Consider the following 4,613-nt stretch of genomic DNA (forward strand, 5'->3'; position numbering starts at 1 on the left):
GACCAGCACGCGGGGTCGTAGACGACTCGCCAGATGGGGCCGAGTCGGACGGTCAGGACGGCGAGGAGGTCTGGCAGTTCGGTGGTGAGTTCGCGGGATCGCGGCCACCACGCGCCGTCGAGGTATCCGCCGCGGTCGGCTTTCGGCTTCAACCTCAAGCGGGGTGTGTAGTCGGGCGGAACGCGATGGCGGGCGTACTGCGGGCGGATCTGTTCGGGCGCCATGGTGGTGCCTTTGTTTCTGTGGAATCGCATTTCGAGTCCTCTCGAGCCGTTGTTCGCGCATGGTCACGCCATGGCGTGGGTGGTCGCGCGTATGACCATGCGGTGGCCGGGGGTGGCGTCGTCCGCGGATCAAGTGGCCGTTGGTGCCCGCGAGCATGAACGGATCCCTGCTTCGGTCCCGATCGGCGACGCGCAGATCGGATAGTCGCCGTGTATCCAGTACACGCCGTTTCCGTCGTGATGTCAACGTTGTAGGTCTACACTCGTAACTTCATCGGAGATTGCGAGGACGATGGAGGCATCCGGGATGGCGGAAGTTCCGAACCGGCGGCCGGTTCGCGCGAGAACCGGCGGGGGCGGCGGTCCGGTCACCAGGGCGGCCGTGCTGACCGCGGCGCTCGAGATCATCGATCGCGATGGGGTCGACGGGTTGTCGATGCGGCGGCTGGCCGAGGCGGTGGAGCGGGACCCGATGGTGATCTACCGGCATGTGCCGAACAAGGCGGCGGTGCTCGATGGTGTGGCCGAGATCGTGTTCGCACAGCTGGCGGTCGATGTCGCCGACCCGGACTGGGCGGCGCAGTTGCGGGCGGTCGCCCGCGATTTCCGCCGGCTGGCTCTTGCCCATCCGCGGGTGGTGCCGCTGCTGGTAACCCGGCCGCTGGCCACACCATTGGGGTTGCGTCCCTATGCGGTGGTCCGTCCCCTGGAAGACATCCTCCAGTTGCTCACTCGCGCGGGGTTTTCCGGTGCCGACGCGCTGCACATCTACCGTGCGGTGTTCGGATTCCTCTATGGCCACGTTCTGAACGAGTTGCAGGAGATCGTGGAGCGTCCCGAGGAGACCGACGATGTGCTGCGGCTCGGGCTGCACCGCCTGCCGATCGGCCAGTTCCCGTTGTTGCGCGAACTGGCACCGGTCTTGGCCGCCTACGACGGCGCGGCCGAACTCGAACGCGGTCTGGACATCCTGCTCACCGGTCTCAGCGCCACGCTGCCGGGTCCCGGGCGATGACGTGTGACTCAGCCTGCCTCGAGGGAACCGCCTTCGAGGGAACCGCCTTCGGAATCCCAGCATTGCTGTGCGGCAATCGTTTCGGCATCGCCGGTGGACGCAAGGTCGACTCGCACGGCGAGTCTGCCGCCGCTGACCCCGAGGACATCGATGGTGTGCGCGGGCTTGTGCCGGTAGCCGTCGAGCCGGACCTGGCGCCCAGCGTTGGCGAGTTTGCGGGGTGTGATGGTCCATTCGTCGAGGTGATAGATCACTCGATGGATCGGGCCGAGCCGGACCCCGAGTATCGTGAGCAGATCTGGCAGCTCGGTCACGAGGTCGTTGCCGTGCGGCTGCCAGACCCCGCCGGTGCCCGCTGTGTCGAATTGGAACCGCAGTCGATGGACGGACGGTGTCTGCCGCCTCGGGGTGGTTTTGCTCAGTTGTAGCGTCATGGCTGACGCTCCCATCTCGGCCGCGCCGCGGCCGGGTTCAAGGTCTCGGTGAGACCGGTGATCAGGATGTCCAGGCCGCGTTCGAGTTCGGCTGCGCCGTCGTAGGCGGCCAGATCCGAGGCGAGACCGCGAAGCAAGGGAAATTCGCCGATCGGTAGGCGGTGCAGGCCCAGACGCAGCAGGTCGGTGGTCTCTTCAGGACGTTCGACGATTTCCTGGAGCTCGTTGAGGACGTGGCCATAGAGGAATCCGAACAGCGCCCGGTAGATGTGCAGGGCGTCGGTCCTGCTGAAGTCGGCTCGGACGAGCAGCTCCAGAGTCTGTTCCAGCGGCCGCAGGGTGCCGAGTGGCCGCAGTCCGAGCGGAGTGGACAGCGGGTGGGTGACCAACAGGGGAACCACGTTCGGGTGCGCTACGGCCAGTCGGCGGAAGTTGCGGGCGATGATGCGCAGTTGACGGCGCCAGTCGGGGTCGGCGGGCTCGACAGTCAGCTGTTCGAGCACGATCTCGGCGACCCCGTCGAGCAGTGCGGCTTTGTTGGCCGCGTGCCGGTACAGCACCATCGGGTCGCGGCCGAGCGCCTGGCCGAGGCGCCGCATCGACAGGTGCTCGACACTCTCGCGATCGATGATCCCGAGCGCGGCCACCAGCATCGCAGACCGGGTCAGTGGGGTGTTCGTGGTGTCCCCGCGGTCGGCGCGACCTGCTGAAACGTCTGTGGAACCGATTGGTTCGGCCTTGATTGGGCTCATCGAATCAGCGTCTCCTCTCGGTCGGACGCTGTCATTGTTACCGTTGTAAGTCTACGCTGTAGACAGACGGTGTAGCCAGCCTTTAAGCTGGATGCAACCGGTTCGCCCAACCGCTGGTAGGCAGATGCGAGGAGTTCGTGGCCGAACTGCGCGACCGGGAGAGTAGGAACATTCCGATGACGATCAAGCACAAGATCGCGAGCCGGGCCCGGGCAGGATGGGTGAGGTTGCAGACGCTGCTCGCCAGACCCGACGAAGACAGCCGCCGCCGAACGGATATCGGCGGCAGGCGTCCCGGCGGCCCCATCGAACGAGCCGGGCGCAAGCTGAGACACGCCTTCGAACACTGACCCGGTCTCGACCGCCTGCGGGTAGGACTTGTCCGCGGCAAGCGCTCAGGAGATTCGAGGACATAACGAATGGCAATCACACAGGTAGCCGTCTACGCACACTTGAGCGATACGGATGTCGAAGCATTGGGGCGGGAACTCGACGCGATTCGCCGTGACATCCTGGATCGGCGAGGCGCCCGGGATGCCGCCTATATCCGCCGGACGATCGCGTTCCAACGAATACTGGATGTCACGGCCCGACTGGTGATCGCCTGCACTCGAACGAAACGCGGCTGGTTGCTGGGGACGACGGCGCTGGCGGCGGCAAAGAGCATCGAGAACATGGAAATCGGCCACAATGTGTGCCACGGCCAATGGGATTGGATGAACGACCCGGAAATCCATTCCAGCACTTGGGAATGGGACATGACGGGTCTGTCGTCCCAGTGGCGCTATTCGCACAACTATCGCCATCATGTGTACACCAATGTCCTCGGCATGGACGACGACATCGGGTTCGGCGTGATGCGGATGACCCGCGACCAGCGGTGGGGACCATGGCTGCTGTTGCAGCCACTGCAGAACCTTTTTCTGGCGGCGACTTTCGAGTGGGGGATCGCTCTGCACGATCTGTACTCCGAGCGCGACCGCGCGGCCACCCCGGCGGAGAAGACCGCCCAGACCAGAGCGCTGATCGGGAAAATCGCGCGGCAGATCGGCAAGGACTACGTGCTCTTTCCGGCGCTGAGCGGGCGGCACTGGCGTCGCACACTCGCCGCGAACTTCGCCGCCAATACGCTGCGCAATCTCTGGGCGTATGTGGTGATATTCTGCGGTCATTTCCCTGACGGCGCAGAGAAGTTCACCCCCGCCGCCGTGCGGCACGAGACCAAGGCCGAGTGGTATCTGCGGCAGATGCTCGGGACAGCGAATTTCCAGGCCGGGCCGGTGCTGGCATTCCTGAGCGGAAACCTGTGCCATCAGATCGAACACCATCTGTTTCCCGACCTGCCCAGCAACCGGTACGCCGAGATCGCCCGGCGCGTACGCGCGTTGTGTGACGAATACGACCTGCCCTACACCACCGGACCGCTGATCCGGCAGTACCTATTGACCCTGCGCACCATTCACAAGTTGGCCCTACCGGACAGCTTCCTGACCGCGACCTCCGACGACGCACCAGAAACCGCCTCCGAACGCAAATTCGGCGCACACCCTGCGATCGGTGTCGGCGCATTCCCTCGGCGCGGCCTACGCACCGCGCTGAACCTCGCACGCCGGTTTCCGTCCTCCCGAGGATAGAACCTCTAGTGCACTGGAACTGATCAGCCGAGTTTTTCGCGGCCGAGGCGCTGAGCCCCATCGCGCATCCGGCAATGCGGCGACGCGGTCCAGCCGGTCGGCGAGTACCTGCCGCGCGTCGGCGCCGTCGCAGGGAGCGAGTGCGGCAAGGTAGGGGTCCTTCTATGCGCTGAGGAATGAGACCGAATGCCCTACATCGCGCATTCACACAGAGCCCGTGTTACCCGAGCAACCCCGGACGTCGCACGTCATCTACACCCGCACAGCGAGTTCCGACACCAATGTCGATTCGCCTGTGTCGGCGAGCAGCCGCGGCGTTCGTAATAGCGCAGTGTCTGGGCCTACACCCCCGTGGCGGCGGCAACTGGCTGGTGCGCAACCCGGTCAACGCCGATCCCCGCCGATCGCAGCATCCACCCGCGCCGCCAGCGCGTCGAGAACTTCGACCTGGCTATCGGGGACCTGGATGCGCATCAAGGGCCCGGCGATGGTGGCTCGGAGGTAAAGGCGGACAACGAGCAGTAACCGGACTCACGGGCGGTCAGCTCTCCGGC

6 protein-coding genes are annotated in these 4,613 nt (G+C 65.3%); 3 read left to right on the plus strand and 3 right to left on the minus strand.

Annotated elements, in window-relative coordinates:
* The coding region (locus tag ON27_RS21710) for a DUF5994 family protein (protein WP_043730809.1) at positions 1 to 224 on the minus strand (224 nt) is incomplete at its 3' end.
* A 307-nt stretch (positions 225 to 531) separates the two neighbouring features.
* Here ON27_RS21710 and ON27_RS21715 point away from each other — a divergent pair.
* Positions 532 to 1,239, plus strand: coding sequence for a TetR/AcrR family transcriptional regulator C-terminal domain-containing protein (locus tag ON27_RS21715; RefSeq protein ID WP_043730799.1), 708 nt, complete (start codon positions 532 to 534; stop codon positions 1,237 to 1,239).
* 8 nt (positions 1,240 to 1,247) lie between these two features.
* On the opposite strand, the gene ON27_RS21720 is transcribed toward ON27_RS21715, so the two are convergent.
* Both ON27_RS21720 and ON27_RS21725 read right to left on the minus strand, forming a co-directional pair.
* A complete protein-coding gene (locus ON27_RS21720) occupies positions 1,248 to 1,673 on the minus strand; it encodes a DUF5994 family protein (protein ID WP_051046865.1) in 426 nt (141 codons plus the stop codon).
* On the minus strand, positions 1,670 to 2,326 hold the full coding sequence (locus ON27_RS21725) for a TetR/AcrR family transcriptional regulator C-terminal domain-containing protein (RefSeq protein ID WP_245560043.1): 657 nt from the start codon (positions 2,324 to 2,326) through the stop codon (positions 1,670 to 1,672). The genes ON27_RS21720 and ON27_RS21725 overlap by 4 nt, the downstream gene beginning before the upstream one ends.
* A gap of 275 nt (positions 2,327 to 2,601) precedes the next feature.
* Between ON27_RS21725 and ON27_RS21730 the strand changes: the two genes are divergently transcribed.
* Together ON27_RS21730 and ON27_RS21735 are read left to right on the plus strand one after the other, a co-directional pair.
* The gene (locus tag ON27_RS21730; RefSeq protein ID WP_157227275.1) at positions 2,602 to 2,775 is read left to right on the plus strand and encodes a hypothetical protein; all 174 of its coding nucleotides are present in this window, start codon (positions 2,602 to 2,604) and stop codon (positions 2,773 to 2,775) included.
* Positions 2,776 to 2,844: 69 nt separating this feature from the next.
* The gene (locus tag ON27_RS21735) at positions 2,845 to 4,059 is read left to right on the plus strand and encodes a fatty acid desaturase family protein (protein WP_043730807.1); all 1,215 of its coding nucleotides are present in this window, start codon (positions 2,845 to 2,847) and stop codon (positions 4,057 to 4,059) included.
* Positions 4,060 to 4,613: the final 554 nt, after the last annotated feature.

The sequence above is a fragment of the Nocardia asiatica NBRC 100129 genome (assembly GCF_000308415.1).
GTDB classification, from domain to species: Bacteria; Actinomycetota; Actinomycetes; order Mycobacteriales; family Mycobacteriaceae; genus Nocardia; species Nocardia asiatica.

Coding starts and splice junctions, on each gene's coding strand:
- ON27_RS21725 (WP_245560043.1), bottom strand. CDS start 2,326: ATGCTGGTGGCCGCGCTCGGGATCATCGATCGCGAGAGTGTCGAGCAC.
- ON27_RS21730 (WP_157227275.1), top strand. CDS start 2,602: ATGACGATCAAGCACAAGATCGCGAGCCGGGCCCGGGCAGGATGGGTG.
- ON27_RS21715 (WP_043730799.1), top strand. CDS start 532: ATGGCGGAAGTTCCGAACCGGCGGCCGGTTCGCGCGAGAACCGGCGGG.
- ON27_RS21735 (WP_043730807.1), top strand. CDS start 2,845: ATGGCAATCACACAGGTAGCCGTCTACGCACACTTGAGCGATACGGAT.
- ON27_RS21720 (WP_051046865.1), bottom strand. CDS start 1,673: ATGACGCTACAACTGAGCAAAACCACCCCGAGGCGGCAGACACCGTCC.